This is a genomic window from Roseitalea sp. (assembly GCF_984466335.1).
This window is the reverse complement of the sequence record NZ_CFIFWG010000021.1, coordinates 9,848-24,607: the sequence shown is the minus strand read 5'-3', so window position 1 is coordinate 24,607 and position 14,760 is coordinate 9,848. Positions and strand designations below refer to the sequence as shown.

Here is a 14,760-nt window from a genome sequence, read left to right as displayed (position 1 = left end):
ATAGTCATGATAGGAGGCGACGCAGACCGTCTCGATGATCCGGATTTCCAGTTCGCGGCTGACGATGGCCGCCGGCACCAGCCCGCCGCGCGTGATCGTCACGATCGCCTTCCAGTCTTCGCGCACCGAGGCCACCCGCCAGGCAAGCGCGCGCGCGTCGCGATGGAACTGGTCCCAGGAGACGGGGAAGGACTTGTCGGGCAGGGCCATGGCGCGGGCGCTCCGTGCTGGGGCAGGGCGGCTTCGTGATGGGCCGCGATAGCGGGACGCGGCGCCTATGGCAAGGCGGCGAGAGGGTGAATGGTCCGCCGGAGCGCGCGTCAACACACCCCTATTCACCATTCACTCTTCTCCAGCGCCTCCAGCATCGCCCGCACATCGTTCGCCGCCCTGTCGATCGCGCCCTTGTCGCCCGAACGGATCACGATCTCCGTCCAGTGCGCGCCGTCCTCGTAGCGCGGATAGGAGCCGATGATCGTGTCGGAATGGCTGGCCTGGATCGCGCCGAGCGGGGTGCCGATGACGCCTTCGCCGAACCGGCAGAAGATCGCCTCGGAGGCGAGCTTGCGCCCGGTGCGCAGCGTTGGCAGCACATTGTCCAGCATGGCCTGGAAGATCGCCGGCACGCCGGCCATGACGTGCACATTGCCGATCACGAAGCCCGGCGCGGCGGAGATCGGATTGTCGATCAGGACCGCGCCCTCGGGCGCGCGCGCCATGCGCTGGCGGGTCTCGGTGAACGGCTCGCCGCGCCGCGCGTAATGGGCGCCCAGGATCTGCATGGCCCGCTCGTCCTTGTCCACCGGCAGGCCGAGCGCGGCGCCGACGGCATCGGCGGTGATGTCGTCATGGGTCGGCCCGATTCCGCCGGAGGTGAACAGATAGGTGCGGCGCGCGCGCAGCGCGTTGACGGCCTCGACGATCGCCTCGGCATCGTCGGCCACCACCCGCACTTCGCGTAGATCGATGCCGGCCTGCGTGAGCACCCGCGCCAGATGCTGCGCGTTGCCCTCCCGCGTGCGGCCGGACAGGATTTCATCGCCGATGACCACCATGGCGGCGGTGATGATGTCTTCGTTCATGGGCTTGCGTCCGGGCTCGTCGCGGTGTCTTAGCGCGCCGCGTCGAGGGCTTCAATCGCCCCGTTTCCCCCGGCTGCGCGGCCGCCCGGGGCGACGGTCCGCGCGGGCGGTTTCTTTTTCTTTTTGCGCGTCCCGATGGACATCGGACCCGACATGCGGCACATGTCGCGCACCGAACCTTCCGCCCTTTCCGGTTGCCCCATGCCCCATCAGGAACGTCTTGACTTCGCCATTGACCTTTCGCGCTGTGCCGGCCTGTTCGCCAAGGGACATTTCGAGGCGATCGACACGCTCGCCATCGAAAGCAAGGGCCATCAGGACCTGGTCTCCAATGCCGACCGCGACACCGAAACGCTGGTGCGTCAGGCGATTGCGGCGCGCTATCCCCAGGACGGAATCGTCGGCGAGGAGCATGGCCGCATGCATGGGACGTCCGGCTTCGACTGGGTGATCGACCCGATCGACGGGACCGCCAATTTCGTGCGTGGCATTCCGCAATGGTGCGTCGCGATCGCCTGCGTCCATCGGGGCGAGACGGTCGTCGGCGCGATCCACGAGCCGGCCTCCGGCGAGTTGTTCTCGGCGGCCCGCGGCGGCGGCGCCTTCGTCAACGGCAAGCCGATGCGCGCGAGCGCCGCGGCCTCTCTCGCCGAAGGCTCCGTCATGGTCGGCGTTTCCGGGCGCACCGAGCCTGAGATCGCGGTCGGGCTCGTCCGGGCCATCGTCGATCACAGGGGCATGTTCTTCCGCAACGCATCGGGGGCGCTCGGCCTTGCCTATGTCGCCGGGGGGCGGCTGATCGGCTATGTGGAAGAGCATATGAACTGCTGGGACTGTCTTGCTGGCCTGCTGATGGTCGAGGAGGCGGGCGGCACGGTGGCGCCGTTCGATCCGGCCACGAGCCTGGAGCTTGGCGCGCGCGTGGTCGCCGGCGGACCCGGCGTCTATCCGGTGCTCGCCGGCATCGCCGACCGGGTGTTCGCGCCGCAGGTGCGCCGTTCGGCCTGACCGTGGACAGGCCGGCATGCCTCCCATAGACAGGGACGCGCAGCGGGCGTGATGGAACCGGTAGACATACCGGACTTAAAATCCGGAGGCCTTGCGCCGTGCGGGTTCGAGTCCCGCCGCCCGCACCATCTTTGGTCTGGCCGCTATCGGCCGCATAAAGGAGGACCTCGTCGACTGAAAAAGCCAGTCCGCTTGGCTGGACCAGGTCCGTGACGACCGCATTCACGCCCCCGTCGGGATCGATGTCAGCTCAGCGGCACGATCTCGATCTCGACGCGCCGGTTGAGCGCACGGCCCACCTCGGTCGCATTGTCGGCGACCGGCCGGCTTTCGCCGAAGCCGCTGACCAGGAACCGCTGCGGGTTGATGCCGCGCCTGCCCAGATAGGTGGCGACCGACTGGGCGCGGCGCTGCGACAGTGCCTGGTTGTAGTTGTCGCCGCCAGTCGAATCGGTGTGACCGTAGACGTTGATCAGCGTCCGGTCGTAGCGTTGCAGGACGAGCGCGACCGAATCGAGCGTGGGGAAGAAGGCCGCGATCACCTGGTCCTGATCGGTTGCGAAGGTGATGTTGGACGGCATGTTCAGCACGATCGTGTCGCCCACGCGCGTCACCGAGACGCCGGTGCCCTGAAGCTGGGCGCGCAACTCGGCCTGCTGCCGGTCCATATAGCTGCCCGCCGCGCCGCCGGCGAGCGCGCCGATGCCCGCCCCGATCAGCGCGTTGCGGCCGTCGTCGCCCCCGGCCAGAACGCCAAGGCCCGCGCCGGCGACGGCGCCAAGGCCCGCCCCGATCGCAGCGCGGCTCGCCTGCGGCTGGCCGGTGAACGGGTCGGTCGTCGTGCAGGCGGCGGTGAAGACGAGCATGCTTGCAAGCGCCGTCAGTGTCTTTGCGTTCATCGTTTTTCCGTCCTTTGCCGAATGAAGACCCCTTCGGCCGCGCCTTGGCGCCAAAAAGCGGCCAAAATAGGTTGCGGGCGACCGGCACGGCCGGCCGTCCGGCGGATCTGGCGGCACGGTTGAGGCGATGTCTCAGCCGGCCGCGCCAAGGTGCCGCCGCGCCAGGTAAAGCGCCAGGATCGCCGCGTTCGATACGTTCAGCGACCTGATCGCGCCGGGCATGTCGAGCCGGGCGAGGTCGGTCACGGTGGCGCGTGTCCTTTCGCGCAGGCCCTTGCCTTCGGCGCCCATCACCAGCGCGATTCGCGTGCCGCAAACTGTCTGTTCGAGCGGCGCGGGGCCTTCTGAGTCGAGGCCGATGCTCTGAAAGCCGCGATCGTTCAGCTCGCTGATCGCATTGGCCAGATTGCGCACCCGGATCAGCGGCAGATGTTCGAGCGCGCCGGACGCCGCCTTGGCAAGCACGCCCGATTCGGCCGGGCTGTGGCGCGCGGTCGTCACCAGCGCGTCGGCGGCCAGCGCCACGCCCGAGCGCATCAGCGCGCCGACATTGTGCGGATCGGTCACCTGGTCCAGCACGATGACAAGGCGCCCATCGCCCAGCTCTTCGAGGGTCAGCGCGGCCAGCGGCTCGGCCTCGACGAGCACGCCCTGATGCACCGCATCCGGTCCCGTCAGCGCGTCGATCGCCGGCGGCCGCACGATCTCAACGGCAAAGGGCAGGGCGGACGGGTCGGCGATGCCCAGCCGGCCGAGCGCGTTTTCCGTCGCCAGCAGGCGGTGGATCGTCCGGTCCGGATTGTCGAGCGCGGCGCGCGCCGTGTGCAGCCCGTAAAGGAACACGCGCCCTTGGGCGGGAATCGCCGGATCGGTCGCCTCGCCGCGCGCGCGCATGCGGTTGCGGTGCCCGCGCCTCAAGCGTGCATAATGGGCATCCTTGCCCCCGCTTTGTCCGCCATCGGTCATGGCCTTCTATAGCGTTGCGGAGGTTCAAAGCGAACGCCCGATTGGCGCGGCATGCATTTCGTGCCCATATGCCGATTGGCGGGCCGCGCCGTGTTGACAGCGCCAAAGGCCCGCATCATAAGACGCGCCGGTGCGGCACGGTCGCACCGGGCCGGCACTTGCCGCATGGAGGAGTGTCCGAGTGGTTAAAGGAGACGGACTGTAAATCCGTTGGCTATGCCTACGCTGGTTCGAATCCAGCCTCCTCCACCATCGGCGTGCCGGGCTGGCGGGGCTTCGTCCCCGCCCCGCGGGTATGGTGAAATGGTATCACACGAGCCTTCCAAGCTCTTGGTGCGGGTTCGATTCCCGCTACCCGCTCCAGCCTTCCCGTCGCGCCGTCAGCCGTCGAGCCGCGCGATCCGCATCAGCGCGCGCTTCAGAACCGCCTGTTCCTGCGTGCTCAGCGTCTCCATCAACTGCGCATCATAGTCGCGCGCCCTGGCGCTCAGATCGGCATAGGCGCGTTCGCCGGCCCGCGTCAGCGTCAGCATCTCCCGCCGCTTGTCGCTTTCGACGCGCCTGCGCGTCAGGAACCGCTTGGTCGCCAGCGCGGCGACGGCGCGGCTGATCTTGGTCTTGTGCATCCTGGCGCGCGCGCCGATCTCGTTGGCCGTCTGCTCGCCATAGCGCCCCAGATGGAAAAGGACGCGCCACTCGGTGCGCAGCATGCCGTATCGGCTCTTATAGTGATGCTGGAACGAAAGGCCCGTCTCCTCGGCCGCCTGATTGAGCAGGTAGGGCAGAAAGGTGCTGATCTCGAAGTCGGCGGGATCGTCCATCGGGCAAGCATGCCGCTTGCTGGTTACAAATTCAACTATTATCACGCGACCATCGTTCCGGGAGGCGACCCATGAACCGTCAGACAGCCATGCGCGCCATGCGGCGGGGCGCGACGCCCGTGGGCACCCATGAGGGCTATATGCCCGGCTTCGGCAACGATTTCGAGACCGAAGCGCTGCCCGGCGCGCTGCCGCAGGGCCAGAACAGCCCGCAAAAATGCAATTACGGCCTTTATGCCGAACAGCTTTCGGGCACGGCCTTCACCGCCCCGCGCGGCCAGAACGAGCGCACCTGGTGTTATCGGATAAGACCGTCCGTCAGGCACACCTCGCGCTTTGAAAGGATCGACGTGCCCTATTGGCGCTCGGCGCCGCATATCCGCGACGACATCATCTCGCTCGGCCAGTATCGCTGGGACCCGGTGCCGCTGCCCGAAGATGGCGAGGCGCTGACCTGGCTGACCGGCATGCGCACGGTGACCACCGCCGGCGACGTCAACACGCAAGTGGGCATGGCCAGCCATATCTATCTGGTCAACCGGTCGATGGAGGATGAGTATTTCTACTCCGCCGATTCCGAACTGCTGGTCGTGCCGCAGGAAGGGCGCCTGCGCTTTTGCACCGAGCTTGGCGTGATCGATCTGGAGCCAAAGGAGATCGCCATCCTGCCGCGCGGCCTGGTCTACCGGGTCGAGTTGCCGGAAGGTCCGGCGCGCGGCTTTGTCTGCGAGAATTACGGCCAGACGTTCGATCTTCCAGGCAGGGGGCCGATCGGCGCCAACTGCCTGGCCAATCCGCGCGACTTCAAATGCCCGGTCGCCGCCTTCGAGGATCGCGAGGCGCCGTCATCGCTGGTCGTCAAATGGTGCGGCCGGTTCCATCGCACCAAGATCGGCCATTCGCCGCTCGATGTGGTCGCCTGGCACGGCAATTACGCCGCCTACAAATATGATCTGAGAACCTATTCGCCGGTCGGCGCGATCCTGTTCGACCATCCCGACCCGTCGATCTTCACCGTGCTGACCGCGCCGTCGGGCCAGCCGGGCACCGCAAATATCGATTTCGTCCTGTTCCGCGAGCGCTGGATGGTGGCCGAGGATACCTTCCGTCCGCCCTGGTATCACAAGAACATCATGAGCGAACTGATGGGCAACATTTACGGCATCTATGACGCCAAGCCGCAGGGCTTCGTGCCCGGCGGCATCAGCCTGCACAATATGATGCTGCCGCACGGGCCGGACCGCGATGCCTTCGAGGGCGCCTCCAACGCCGATCTGAAGGCCGACAAGCTCGACGACACGATGAGCTTCATGTTCGAGACGCGCTTTCCGCAGCACCTGACGGCGTTCGCGGCGCGCGAAATGCCGTTGCAGGACGACTATATCGACTGCTGGGCGGACATCGAAAAGAAGTTCGACGGCACGCCGGGCGAGAAGTAGGCCGCAAGGCACTGACAAAAAACAAAAGTTGGGACCACCATGAAACTCGCCACCATCAGGGACGGCACGCGCGACGGGCGGCTGGTCGTCGTCTCGAACGATCTGACGCAATGCTCGGACGTCAGCCATATCGCGCGCACCTTGCAGGTGGCACTCGACGACTGGGAGCATCTCGCTCCAAGGCTCGCACGGGTCGCCGAGGGCATTGCCGGCGGCTGGCAGCCGGTGCAGCGTTTCCACGAGCATGAGTGCGAAAGCCCGCTGCCGCGCGCCTACCAATGGGCCGACGGCTCGGCCTATGTCAATCATGTCGAACTGGTGCGCAGGGCGCGCGGCGCCGATATGCCCGACAGTTTCCAGCACGATCCGCTGCTCTATCAGGGCGGCTCGGACGGCTTCCTCGGCCCGCGCGATCCGATCCGCTTTCCGGGCGAGGCCACCGAATGGGGCATCGACATGGAGGGCGAGGTGGCCGTGATCACCGGCGACGTGCCGATGGGGGCAAGCCGGGAGGAGGCGCTTGCCGCGATCCGCCTGGTCATGCTGGTCAATGACGTGTCGCTGCGCGGGCTGATCCCCGGCGAACTGGCCAAGGGGTTCGGCTTTTTCCAGTCCAAGCCCGCCAGCGCCTTTTCGCCCTGCGCGGTGACGCCCGATGCGCTGGGCGAAGCCTGGCGCGGCGGCATGGTGCACCTGCCGCTGCGGGTCGATCTGAACGGCGAGGCGTTCGGCCGCGCCGACGCCGGCGCTGACATGGTTTTCGACTTCGGCACGCTGATCGCGCACGCGGCGAAAACGCGGACGCTCGCCGCCGGCACGATCGTCGGCTCGGGCACGGTCTCTAACAAGGGCCCGGACGGCTCGCCCGGCAAGCCCGTTTCCAAAGGCGGCAAGGGCTATTCCTGCATCGCCGAGATCCGGATGATCGAAACGATAAACGATGGCGCGCCCGAGACGCCCTTCATGGGCGATGGCGACACGGTGCGCATCGCCATGAAGGATGCGTCGGGCCACTCCATCTTCGGCGCCATCGAACAGAGCGTGGCGCTTGCCCGATGATCCGGCAATCCGCTTTCGCCGGCGATATGACCGAGAAGGGCATCTTGTTTGTCGAGATCGGGCGCCCGCCATGTCCGACATAGCGCGCGCCATGGCTGCCGTCCGCTCGCCGGGCGCCGAAGAGGGGGAAACGCCGGTATGAGCACTGCCGTCCTTTACGATTACTGGCGCTCGTCGGCGAGCTACCGCGCGCGTATCGCGCTCAATCTGGCGGGCATCGACTTTGAGACCGTGCCTGTGGATCTGGTCGCCGGCGAGCAGCGCTCGGACGCCCATCTTGGCCGCAATCCGCAAGGGTTCGTGCCCGTGCTCGAACTGGACGGGCTGCGCCTGACGCAATCCATGGCGATCATCGAATATCTCGATGAGACGCGCGGCTGCGGCTTTCTGCCCGACGATGCGGCGGGCCGGGCGCGGGTGCGGGCGCTGGCCCATGTCATCGCCATCGACATCCATCCGATCTGCAACACGTCGGTCGCGGCGCATGTGACGGGCCTGGCAGGTGGGGGCGGGGACACGACGCGCGCCTGGATGCGGCACTTCATCCGCAGGGGCCTTGCCGCGTTCGAGGCGCTGCTCGACCATCCGCGCACCGGCGCCTTTTGCCATGGCGACCGGCCGGGCCTGGCCGAGATATGCCTGATGCCGCAGCTCTACAATGCCGGGCGCTGGGACGCCGAGACCGGCGATCTGGCGCGCATCGCGGCCATTGCGGCAAACTGTGCCGAACGCCCTCCCTTCGCCGCCGCCTATCCGGCGCTTCCGGCCTGACCCCGCGACGGGCCCTCGTCCGCCCGGCGGTCCGACAGGGCGATCATCGCCAAGCCGACCGTCATTGCGTGAATGTAGAGCGCGTCATGAATGTCGTGGTCGAGCATGATGTTCGCGATGCCGTTGAGCCCGTAGATGATCAGGATCGCCGCGATCAGCGCGCAGCCATAGCGGGCCTCCGGCTCGGCCCGGCGGCGCCAGGCCCAGAAGGCCGGAACCAGCAGCAGCGCAGCCGTCACGCCGAACTCGATGAGGCCGCCGGACGCGAGCGCGGTGAGCGCGGCATTGTGATAGTGGCTGTAGGCCATTGCCTTGCCGGTGATGTCGAGGGTGCAGCCCGTCAGGAACGCTTGCGCGCCCGCGCGACCGAGGCCGAACAGCGGCGCCAGTTCGAACGCGTCCCAAGCGCAGCTCCACATGGCGATCCGCTGGCCGAGGGAATCGGTTGCGCTGGGCCGCAGCCCGCTTTCCGCCGCGTAGGCCACAACGTCGCCGACCCGGCTCGCGATCAGCGAGCCCGCGATGGCGGCGAAAAGCGCCATGCCGGTGGCGATGGCCGCAAGGTTGACCGGGCGCAGCGCCGAGCGGCGCACTTGGGGAAACGCGACCAGGCACAGGATCGGGATCAGGACGAGCGCGGGCAGGACGGTGCGCATGCCCGACAGTCCCACGGCCAGCGCGGCAAGCAGCGCGCCGGTGGCGGCGAGCACGCGCCGCCGGCCTGCCCGGTGCGCGGCGGCGAACAGGTTGACGGTGAACAGGAACGCCGCCGTCGTTGCCAGCGGCCCGGAATTGCCCGACGGCCCGCGCGCCCTGAACTCGGCGATCTCGCCGGGGAACCGCGCCAGCTCCACCGCGATCCAGACGGCGAGCCCGAACGCGCCGATCAGCGCGCCGGTCTCCAGCCCCTGGCGCAGGCTGGCGCGATCGGACAGGCACATCTGCACCAAGAGCGGCAGGAAGCCCAGAAAAGGGGCCCGTTCCCAAAGCAGTGACAGATTGTCGTCGTCCGGCTGCAAGGCGACCATCAGCGCGCCGCTCAGATAGTAGGCAAAGCCGGCAAGGGCGATCGACCAGGCCACCTTGCCGGTCGTCCACCGCAGGCGGCCGGCCGCGAACTTGCCCAGACAGAAGCACAGCGCGCCGATGACCAGCGCCGCGAACAGCGAGCCGCCGAACCCGAGCAGAGCGTATAGCAGGACGAGATAGGCCTTGTTCAGCGCGTCATTGCCCATATTGCCCCATCGGCTGGCTGAGATCGTGCCCGTACCACCCGTTTCCAACTCGATCAAGCCGATGGGCCCGCCGGTCGTGGCACGGGCGCGGTCATCGTTCGCCGCGCGCCGATCCGCCTGCCCCCGAGGCCGGGGGCGCAACGCGGTCGCCGCCACCCGCACCAAAGGCCGTGCGCGCGATCAGCCCGATATCCGTCCGCAAGCTGTGCGTCGCCAGATATCGCGCGTCCAGCTCTGCCAGGCGCTCGGGGTCGGACATGTCGACGCCCGCCACCTGGGCGATGCCGGTGATGCCCGGTCTGATCTCGAACACGCCGCGTTCGCGCCGCGCCGCGATCAGTTCGGTCTGGGAGGGCAGGCAGGGTCGCGGGCCGACGAAGCTCATCTGTCCGCGCACGACGTTGCAGAGCTGCGGCAGTTCGTCGAGCTTGGTCCGGCGCAGCACGCCGCCAAGCCGTGTCAGCGCGGCCTGGCCGACTTCGTGGCTGGGCGCGTTGCGCGTGCCCGTCCGCATCGTCCGCAGCTTGTAGCAGACGAAGGGCCGCTCGAACCGGCCGACGCGCGCCTGCCGGAAGATGCCCGGTCCGGGCGAATCCAGCCGGACCAGAGCCACCAGAAGGCCGAGCAGCGGGCCGAGCACGATCAGCGCGAGAAGGGCGACGAGAAGATCGAACGCGCGCTTGATCATGGCGAGCCCCTTTGCGCGTAGGCGCGGCCGCACGCCTCGATCGCCGCGCCGATCGCGGTTTCGGGCGCGAAATCGAAGGTCGAAAGGAACCGGTCCGGCCGCACGGCCAGATCGCCCGTCAGCGCGCGCAGCAGGCGTGCGCGCCCGGTCAGGCGGCCCGCCAGCGCAAGCGACGCCCCCGGGAACGGCACCAGGCGTGGCGGACGGCCCATGCCGGACCGGAGCCGCGCGACGGTCTCGGCGAGCGAGACCGGGCGCGGATCGGCCAGCGCATAGCGGCCCGAAAGCCCGCCGTTCGCCGGTGCGTCGATCAGGGTCAGGATCGCCCGGCACAGCATGTCCACGGGCAGCAGGCTGCGGCGGTTGCGGATCGCGGCGAAGGGCAGCGGCCAGCCGGTGTCGGCCAGCCGCATCAGCCGCGCCCAGTTGCCGCCCGCGTCCGGCCCGACGACGAGGGGCGGCCTGAGGCTGACGCCGAGCCCGCCGGCATCGGCGAAGGCGGCCACATGGTCTTCGGCGGCGAGCTTGGAGCGCCCGTAGGCCGTGTCGGGTGCGGGCGGCGTGTCGTCGTCGAGCGGGCGTGCGGCGTGGTTGGGGCCGAGCGCGAGGATGCTGCTGACAAAGATGAGGCGGGGCGTGCCGGAGGCGGCGGCAAACCGGGCGATGGTCCCGGTCAGGCCGGCATTGGCGGCCATGATGGCGCCTGCGCCCGCTCCGCTGCCGCCATGGGCGTCGGCGATGCCGGCAAGGTGCACGACGGCGTCGAACCGTTCGTCGCCCGCGCTGTCCGGCAGGGCGGCCAGGTCCTGCGTTTCGATGTCCCCAAACAGCCGATCGAGCGCTGCGCGCCGGTGCGGGTCGCGGACGAGGGCCACCGGCGCGTGGCCGGATCGGGCGAGCGCCGGCACGAGGTGCCGGCCGACAAAGCCGCTGGCGCCGGTGACCAGGATCCGTTTCACGGCAGCGCAACTCAGGGATGGGACGAGGGCCGCACCATACACCGATTTGCCGGCCGCTCAAAACGCCGTTCGCCCCGCCGCGCCGGCACTTGCGCGTTCGGCGTCAAACCCTTATGTCGCGCGCTCGTGACGGGATCGCACGGGATTCCGCTTGGTTTTGACAGGCAGGACGGAAAATGGCGAAGGAAAAGTTTGAGCGTACGAAGCCGCATGTTAACATCGGCACGATTGGTCACGTTGACCATGGCAAGACGTCTCTGACGGCTGCGATTACGAAGTTTTTCGGCGATTTCAAGGCCTATGACCAGATTGATGCCGCGCCTGAGGAGAAGGCGCGTGGGATCACGATCTCGACGGCGCATGTCGAGTATGAGACCGATGCGCGCCACTATGCGCATGTGGACTGCCCTGGGCATGCGGACTATGTGAAGAACATGATCACGGGCGCTGCGCAGATGGACGGCGCGATTCTGGTTGTTTCTGCGGCGGACGGCCCGATGCCGCAGACGCGCGAGCACATTTTGCTTGCGCGTCAGGTTGGCGTTCCTGCGATCGTGGTGTTTCTGAACAAGGTGGACCAGGTCGACGACGATGAGCTTTTGGAGCTTGTCGAGATGGAGGTGCGCGAGCTTTTGTCGTCGTACGATTTTCCCGGCGACGACATTCCTGTTGTCAAGGGGTCTGCGCTTGCGGCGCTTGAAGGGGGAGACAAGGGGCAGGGCGAGGATGCGATCCGTGCGCTGATGGCGGCGGTCGATGAGGCGATTCCGACGCCGGACCGGCCGATCGACCAGCCGTTCTTGATGCCGATCGAGGACGTGTTCTCGATTTCGGGCCGTGGCACCGTGGTGACGGGGCGCGTTGAGCGCGGGGTTATCAATGTGGGCGACGAGATCGAGATCGTGGGGATCCGCGAGACGTCCAAGACGACGTGCACGGGCGTCGAGATGTTCCGCAAGCTTCTGGACCGTGGCGAGGCGGGCGACAATATCGGCGCGCTTTTGCGCGGTGTGGACCGCGACGGCGTCGAGCGCGGTCAGGTGCTGTGCAAGCCCGGCTCCGTGAAGCCGCACAAGAAGTTCGCGGCCGAGGCGTATATTCTGACCAAGGAGGAGGGCGGGCGCCACACGCCGTTCTTCAACAAGTACCGCCCGCAGTTCTATTTCCGGACGACGGACGTGACCGGTGAGGTGACGCTGCCCGAGGGGACCGAGATGGTGATGCCGGGGGACAATGCGGAGATGAACGTGGAACTGATCACGCCGATCGCCATGGAGGAGCGGCTGCGCTTTGCCATCCGCGAGGGCGGCCGGACCGTCGGCGCGGGCATCGTCGCAAAAATCATCGAATGACGCTGCCACGGACGCTTCCAGAGCGCGGCACACAATGCCGCGCTCTTTGATTTGAACGAGGAATTGGTCCCATGAACGGCCAGAACATTCGCATCCGCCTCAAGGCGTTCGACCACCGCGTGCTGGATGCGTCGACCCGCGAGATTGTCTCGACCGCCAAGCGCACCGGCGCTGGCGTGCGCGGCCCCGTACCGCTGCCCACGCGCATCGAGAAGTTCACCGTCAACCGCTCGCCGCACATCGACAAGAAGAGCCGCGAGCAGTTCGAAATGCGCACCCATAAACGGCTTTTGGACATCGTCGACCCGACGCCGCAGACGGTCGATGCGCTGATGAAGCTGGATCTTGCGGCCGGCGTGGATGTGGAAATCAAACTGTAGGGGGTCGGTCGCGGTTCGTCGGTCGCCGGTCGGAAGGACCGCGCGGTGACCGAGCGAACCGAGTTTCGAGCGACGAACAACGACTGACGACCGACTCATGAGGAACGAACCGATGCGTTCAGGAGTGATTGCACAGAAGCTGGGCATGACGCGCGTCTACACCGACGAGGGCGTCAACCTGCCGGTGACGGTGCTGCGGCTGGAGAACTGCCAGGTGGTGGCGCAGCGCACCGCCGACACGCACGGCTATGACGCCGTCCAGCTCGGCGTGGGCTTCGCCAAGCCCAAGAACGTCTCCAAGGCCATGCGCGGCCACTTCGCCAAGGCCTCCGTCGAGCCCAAGCGCAAGCTGGCCGAATTCCGTGTCAGCGCCGACAACATGCTCGATGTCGGGGCGGAACTGGTCGCCAGCCATTTCGTGCCCGGCCAGAAGGTCGACGTGACGGGCACCAGCCAGGGCAAGGGGTTTGCCGGCGTCATGAAGCGCCACAATTTCGGCGGCGGGCGCGCCACCCACGGCAACTCCATCTCGCACCGTTCGCACGGCTCCACCGGCCAGTGTCAGGACCCCGGCAAGGTGTTCAAGGGCAAGAAGATGGCCGGCCATATGGGCGCCAGGCGCGTGACCACGCAGAACCTCGAAGTGGTCTCGACCGACGATGATCGCGGCCTGATCCTCGTCAAGGGCGCGATCCCCGGCTCCAAGGGCGCCTGGATCCTGGTCCGCGACGCCGTCAAGCGGCCGGTTCCGTCCGAGGCCCCGATCCCGGCCGCGCTTCGCGCCGTCGCCGCTGAAGCCCCCCTCCAGCAGGGAGCCGAATAATGGAACTCACCGTGACCACGCTCGCCGGCAAGTCGGCCGGCAAGATCACGCTCAAGGACGATGTGTTCGGCCTTGAGCCGCGCGCGGACATTTTGCAGCGCATGGTCCAGTACCAGCTCGCCAAGCGGCGCGCCGGCACGCACCAGACCAAGGGGCGTTCGGATGTCGCCAAGACCGGCGCGAAAATGTACCGCCAGAAGGGTACGGGACGCGCCCGGCATCATGCCGCATCGGCGCCGCAGTTCCGCGGCGGCGGCAAGGCGCACGGCCCGCACAGTCGCGACCATGCGATCGGCCTGCCCAAGAAGGTGCGCGCGCTGGCGCTGCGCCACGCGCTTTCTGCCAAGGCGAGGCAGGGCGGCCTGATCGTCGTCGAGCAGCTTGCCTCCGGGGACGCCAAGACCAGGACGCTGGCGGCACAGCTTGCCGGGCTTGGCCTGTCGAACGCGCTGGTCGTCGGCGGTCTCGAACTGGACGACGGTTTCAGGAAGGCGGCCGCCAACATCCCCAATGTCGACGTTCTGCCGCTCGCCGGCATCAACGTCTATGACATCTTGCGCCGCAACACGCTGGTCCTGTCCAAGGATGCGGTCGCGGCTCTTGAGGAGCGCTTCCAATGACCGACCTTCGCCATTACGACGTGCTCGTCTCGCCGGTGATCACCGAGAAGTCGACGCTTGTGTCCGAGAACAACCAGGTCGTCTTCAACGTGGCGCGAGACGCCTCAAAGCCTGAGATTAAGGCTGCCGTCGAGGCGCTGTTCTCGGTCAAGGTCAAGGCCGTCAACACGTTGAACCGCAAGGGCAAGACCAAGCGTTTCCGCGGCATCAAGGGGCGTCAGTCCGACAAGAAGATGGCGATCGTGACGCTGGCCGAAGGCCAGTCGATCGACGTCGCAACGGGCCTTTAGGCGGGTCCGGGAGAAAAGACGATGGCACTGAAGAAATTCAAACCGACGACGCCCGGCCAGCGCCAGCTGGTCATCGTCGACCGGTCCGGCCTGCACAAGGGCGCGCCCGTCAAGGCGCTGACCGAGGGGCTGAGCAAGTCGGGCGGCCGCAACAATGTCGGCCGGATGACCGCCCGCCACATTGGCGGCGGCCACAAGCGGACCTATCGCAGGATCGATTTCAAGCGGCGCAAGCACGATGTGCCGGCGACCGTCGAGCGGCTCGAATACGACCCCAACCGCACCGCCTTCATCGCGCTGATCAAATATGACGATGGCGAGCTGAGCTACATTCTGGCGCCGCAGCGCCTGCAACCGGGCGACAAGGT

17 protein-coding genes, 3 tRNA genes and 1 pseudogene are annotated in these 14,760 nt (G+C 67.4%); 13 read left to right on the top strand and 8 right to left on the bottom strand.

Annotation, left to right across the window (positions count from 1 at the left end; translation table 11 throughout):
- Both AC5E6L_RS03550 and AC5E6L_RS03545 read right to left on the bottom strand, forming a co-directional pair.
- Positions 1-210: type I phosphoribosyltransferase (locus AC5E6L_RS03550; protein WP_491771317.1), on the bottom strand; the 210-nt coding region annotated here is incomplete at its 3' end.
- Positions 211-335: 125 nt separating this feature from the next.
- A complete protein-coding gene (locus AC5E6L_RS03545; RefSeq protein ID WP_491229262.1) occupies positions 336-1,082 on the bottom strand; it encodes a competence/damage-inducible protein A in 747 nt (248 codons plus the stop codon).
- Between the two features lie 201 nt (positions 1,083-1,283).
- Here AC5E6L_RS03545 and AC5E6L_RS03540 point away from each other — a divergent pair, with 201 nt between their 5' ends.
- Complete coding sequence (locus tag AC5E6L_RS03540; protein WP_491771315.1) at positions 1,284-2,090, top strand: inositol monophosphatase family protein; 807 nt, start codon at positions 1,284-1,286, stop codon at positions 2,088-2,090.
- Positions 2,091-2,132: 42 nt separating this feature from the next.
- Positions 2,133-2,218: transfer RNA gene (locus AC5E6L_RS03535), tRNA-Leu, on the top strand.
- 117 nt (positions 2,219-2,335) lie between these two features.
- Here AC5E6L_RS03535 and AC5E6L_RS03530 read toward each other — a convergent pair.
- Both AC5E6L_RS03530 and AC5E6L_RS03525 read right to left on the bottom strand, forming a co-directional pair.
- Positions 2,336-2,989 carry a YiaD family glycine zipper/OmpA-like lipoprotein gene (locus AC5E6L_RS03530; protein ID WP_491229260.1) on the bottom strand — a complete coding sequence of 218 codons (654 nt, stop codon included), beginning with the start codon at positions 2,987-2,989 and terminating at the stop codon, positions 2,336-2,338.
- A gap of 132 nt (positions 2,990-3,121) precedes the next feature.
- Complete coding sequence (locus tag AC5E6L_RS03525) at positions 3,122-3,955, bottom strand: TrmH family RNA methyltransferase (protein ID WP_491771313.1); 834 nt, start codon at positions 3,953-3,955, stop codon at positions 3,122-3,124.
- A gap of 167 nt (positions 3,956-4,122) precedes the next feature.
- Here AC5E6L_RS03525 and AC5E6L_RS03520 point away from each other — a divergent pair.
- Together AC5E6L_RS03520 and AC5E6L_RS03515 are read left to right on the top strand one after the other, a co-directional pair.
- Positions 4,123-4,207 (top strand) — tRNA-Tyr (locus tag AC5E6L_RS03520).
- Positions 4,208-4,244: 37 nt separating this feature from the next.
- Positions 4,245-4,318 (top strand) — tRNA-Gly (locus AC5E6L_RS03515).
- 17 nt (positions 4,319-4,335) lie between these two features.
- Here the strand turns inward: AC5E6L_RS03515 and AC5E6L_RS03510 are convergent.
- The gene (locus AC5E6L_RS03510; protein WP_491230776.1) at positions 4,336-4,776 is read right to left on the bottom strand and encodes a MarR family winged helix-turn-helix transcriptional regulator; all 441 of its coding nucleotides are present in this window, start codon (positions 4,774-4,776) and stop codon (positions 4,336-4,338) included.
- A gap of 71 nt (positions 4,777-4,847) precedes the next feature.
- On the opposite strand from AC5E6L_RS03510, the gene hmgA reads away from it, so the two are divergent.
- The 3 genes from hmgA (at position 4,848) to maiA (ending at position 8,045) form a co-directional block, all read left to right on the top strand.
- Positions 4,848-6,215 (top strand): homogentisate 1,2-dioxygenase, encoded by a 1,368-nt coding sequence (gene hmgA / locus AC5E6L_RS03505; RefSeq protein WP_491771311.1) that lies wholly within the window; start codon positions 4,848-4,850, stop codon positions 6,213-6,215.
- A gap of 39 nt (positions 6,216-6,254) precedes the next feature.
- On the top strand, positions 6,255-7,274 hold the full coding sequence (locus AC5E6L_RS03500; protein WP_491771309.1) for a fumarylacetoacetate hydrolase family protein: 1,020 nt from the start codon (positions 6,255-6,257) through the stop codon (positions 7,272-7,274).
- Between the two features lie 138 nt (positions 7,275-7,412).
- Complete coding sequence (gene maiA, locus AC5E6L_RS03495) at positions 7,413-8,045, top strand: maleylacetoacetate isomerase (protein WP_491230166.1); 633 nt, start codon at positions 7,413-7,415, stop codon at positions 8,043-8,045.
- Here the strand turns inward: maiA and AC5E6L_RS03490 are convergent.
- From AC5E6L_RS03490 to AC5E6L_RS03480, 3 genes are read right to left on the bottom strand one after another with little or no spacing between them, the layout of a single operon-like run.
- Entirely contained in the window at positions 8,024-9,337 is a 1,314-nt protein-coding gene (locus AC5E6L_RS03490; RefSeq protein ID WP_491771306.1) for an O-antigen ligase family protein, read from the bottom strand. The genes maiA and AC5E6L_RS03490 overlap by 22 nt on opposite strands.
- A 34-nt stretch (positions 9,338-9,371) precedes the next feature.
- On the bottom strand, positions 9,372-9,968 hold the full coding sequence (locus AC5E6L_RS03485; RefSeq protein ID WP_491771304.1) for a sugar transferase: 597 nt from the start codon (positions 9,966-9,968) through the stop codon (positions 9,372-9,374).
- Positions 9,965-10,927: an NAD-dependent epimerase/dehydratase family protein gene (locus AC5E6L_RS03480; RefSeq protein ID WP_491771302.1), complete on the bottom strand. Its 963-nt coding sequence runs from the start codon at positions 10,925-10,927 to the stop codon at positions 9,965-9,967. Before AC5E6L_RS03480 ends, AC5E6L_RS03485 begins: the two co-directional genes overlap by 4 nt.
- 176 nt (positions 10,928-11,103) lie before the next feature.
- On the opposite strand from AC5E6L_RS03480, the gene tuf reads away from it, so the two are divergent.
- The 6 genes and pseudogenes from tuf to rplB form a co-directional block, all read left to right on the top strand.
- Positions 11,104-12,279 (top strand): elongation factor Tu, encoded by a 1,176-nt coding sequence (gene tuf / locus AC5E6L_RS03475; RefSeq protein ID WP_491230170.1) that lies wholly within the window; start codon positions 11,104-11,106, stop codon positions 12,277-12,279.
- Positions 12,280-12,350: 71 nt separating this feature from the next.
- Positions 12,351-12,659: a 30S ribosomal protein S10 gene (gene rpsJ, locus AC5E6L_RS03470; protein ID WP_026481640.1), complete on the top strand. Its 309-nt coding sequence runs from the start codon at positions 12,351-12,353 to the stop codon at positions 12,657-12,659.
- 112 nt (positions 12,660-12,771) lie between these two features.
- A complete protein-coding gene (gene rplC / locus AC5E6L_RS03465; RefSeq protein WP_491230208.1) occupies positions 12,772-13,482 on the top strand; it encodes a 50S ribosomal protein L3 in 711 nt (236 codons plus the stop codon).
- Complete coding sequence (gene rplD, locus AC5E6L_RS03460) at positions 13,482-14,102, top strand: 50S ribosomal protein L4 (protein ID WP_491230209.1); 621 nt, start codon at positions 13,482-13,484, stop codon at positions 14,100-14,102. The genes rplC and rplD overlap by 1 nt, the downstream gene beginning before the upstream one ends.
- Positions 14,099-14,392: a 50S ribosomal protein L23 gene (locus AC5E6L_RS03455; RefSeq protein WP_491230210.1), complete on the top strand. Its 294-nt coding sequence runs from the start codon at positions 14,099-14,101 to the stop codon at positions 14,390-14,392. The genes rplD and AC5E6L_RS03455 overlap by 4 nt, the downstream gene beginning before the upstream one ends.
- Positions 14,393-14,413: 21 nt before the next feature.
- Positions 14,414-14,760, top strand: a pseudogene (gene rplB / locus AC5E6L_RS03450) (50S ribosomal protein L2); the annotation flags it as partial.

Excerpts from the sequence above, each read along its gene's own strand:
- AC5E6L_RS03545 (WP_491229262.1), bottom strand. The coding sequence starts at position 1,082 with ATGAACGAAGACATCATCACCGCCGCCATGGTGGTCATCGGCGATGAA.
- AC5E6L_RS03540 (WP_491771315.1), top strand. The coding sequence starts at position 1,284 with ATGCCCCATCAGGAACGTCTTGACTTCGCCATTGACCTTTCGCGCTGT.
- AC5E6L_RS03530 (WP_491229260.1), bottom strand. The coding sequence starts at position 2,989 with ATGAACGCAAAGACACTGACGGCGCTTGCAAGCATGCTCGTCTTCACC.
- AC5E6L_RS03525 (WP_491771313.1), bottom strand. The coding sequence starts at position 3,955 with ATGACCGATGGCGGACAAAGCGGGGGCAAGGATGCCCATTATGCACGC.
- AC5E6L_RS03510 (WP_491230776.1), bottom strand. The coding sequence starts at position 4,776 with ATGGACGATCCCGCCGACTTCGAGATCAGCACCTTTCTGCCCTACCTG.
- hmgA (WP_491771311.1), top strand. The coding sequence starts at position 4,848 with ATGAACCGTCAGACAGCCATGCGCGCCATGCGGCGGGGCGCGACGCCC.
- AC5E6L_RS03500 (WP_491771309.1), top strand. The coding sequence starts at position 6,255 with ATGAAACTCGCCACCATCAGGGACGGCACGCGCGACGGGCGGCTGGTC.
- maiA (WP_491230166.1), top strand. The coding sequence starts at position 7,413 with ATGAGCACTGCCGTCCTTTACGATTACTGGCGCTCGTCGGCGAGCTAC.
- AC5E6L_RS03485 (WP_491771304.1), bottom strand. The coding sequence starts at position 9,968 with ATGATCAAGCGCGCGTTCGATCTTCTCGTCGCCCTTCTCGCGCTGATC.
- tuf (WP_491230170.1), top strand. The coding sequence starts at position 11,104 with ATGGCGAAGGAAAAGTTTGAGCGTACGAAGCCGCATGTTAACATCGGC.
- rpsJ (WP_026481640.1), top strand. The coding sequence starts at position 12,351 with ATGAACGGCCAGAACATTCGCATCCGCCTCAAGGCGTTCGACCACCGC.
- rplC (WP_491230208.1), top strand. The coding sequence starts at position 12,772 with ATGCGTTCAGGAGTGATTGCACAGAAGCTGGGCATGACGCGCGTCTAC.
- rplD (WP_491230209.1), top strand. The coding sequence starts at position 13,482 with ATGGAACTCACCGTGACCACGCTCGCCGGCAAGTCGGCCGGCAAGATC.
- AC5E6L_RS03455 (WP_491230210.1), top strand. The coding sequence starts at position 14,099 with ATGACCGACCTTCGCCATTACGACGTGCTCGTCTCGCCGGTGATCACC.